Below are 1306 nucleotides of genomic sequence, written 5' to 3'. Positions count from 1 at the left end.
GGCTCAGTCTGAGCCCGGCCGCACGAAGTCAGACGCCGACGTAGGCGGCCAGGTGTTCGCCGGTGAGGGTGGAGCGGGCTTCGACGAGGTCGGCGGGGGTGCCTTCGAAGACGATGTGGCCGCCGTCGTGGCCCGCGCCGGGGCCGAGGTCGATGATCCAGTCGGCGTGGGCCATCACTGCCTGGTGGTGTTCGACGACGATGACGGACTTGCCGGATTCGACGAGGCGGTCGAGCAGGCCGAGGAGTTGTTCGACGTCGGCCAGGTGCAGGCCGGTGGTCGGTTCGTCGAGGATGTAGACCCCGCCTTTGTCGGACATGTGGGTGGCGAGCTTGAGGCGCTGGCGTTCGCCGCCGGACAGGGTGGTCAGTGGCTGGCCGATGGTGAGGTAGCCCAGGCCCACTTCGGTGAGGTGGGTGAGGATCTTGTGGGCGGCGGGGGTGCGTGCCTCGCCGTCGCCGAAGAACGCGCGGGCTTCGTCGACGGGCATCGAGAGCACTTCGCTGATGTTCTTACCCGCGAAGGTGTATTCGAGGACTTCGGCCATGAAGCGCTTGCCCTCACACACCTCACACATCGTCGACACGCCGGCCATCATCGCCAGGTCGGTGTAGACCACGCCCGCACCGTTGCAGTTCGGGCAGGCGCCCTCGGAATTGGCGCTGAACATGGCGGGTTTGGCGCCGGTGGCCTTGGCGAACGCTTTGCGAATGTGGTCGAGCAGACCGGTGTAGGTGGCGGGGTTGCTGCGGCGTGAGCCCTTGATCGGGGCTTGGTCGACGGAGATCACGCCTTCGTCGATCGGGATCGAGCCGTGCACGAGCGAGCTCTTGCCCGAGCCCGCGACGCCGGTGATCGCCACCAGAATGCCGAGGGGGATGTCGACGTCGACTTTGTCGAGGTTGTTGGCGGTGGCGCCACGAATCTGCAAGGCGCCGGTCGACTTTCGCACCGAGTCCTTGACCGTGGCGCGGTCGTCGAAGTGGCGGCCGGTGACGGTGTCGCTGGCGCGCAGCCCGTCGACGGTGCCCTCGAAGCAGATGGTGCCACCCTTGGACCCGGCGGCGGGGCCGAGGTCGACGATGTGGTCGGCGATGACGATCGTTTCGGGCTTGTGCTCGACGACGAGCACCGTGTTTCCCTTGTCGCGCAGGCGCAGCAGCAGGTCGTTCATCCGCTGGATATCGTGCGGGTGCAGGCCCGCGGTGGGCTCGTCGAAGACATAGGTGACGTCGGTGAGCGAGGAGCCGAGGTGCCGAATCATCTTGACGCGCTGGGCTTCACCGCCCGACAGGGTGCCCGAAGG

The 1306-nt window shown here is 67.2% G+C and carries 1 protein-coding gene; it reads right to left on the bottom strand.

Annotated features, from left to right (window positions below; translation table 11 throughout):
* Nucleotides 1-28 precede the first annotated feature (28 nt).
* Nucleotides 29-1306, bottom strand: a 1278-nt coding sequence (locus ACFWF3_RS36180; protein ID WP_379318673.1) for an ATP-binding cassette domain-containing protein, incomplete at its 5' end; no start/stop codon positions are given.

This window comes from Nocardia sp. NPDC060220 (genome assembly GCF_042727815.1).
Classification (GTDB): domain Bacteria; phylum Actinomycetota; class Actinomycetes; order Mycobacteriales; family Mycobacteriaceae; genus Nocardia.
This window is presented reverse-complemented; position numbering and strand designations above follow the sequence as displayed.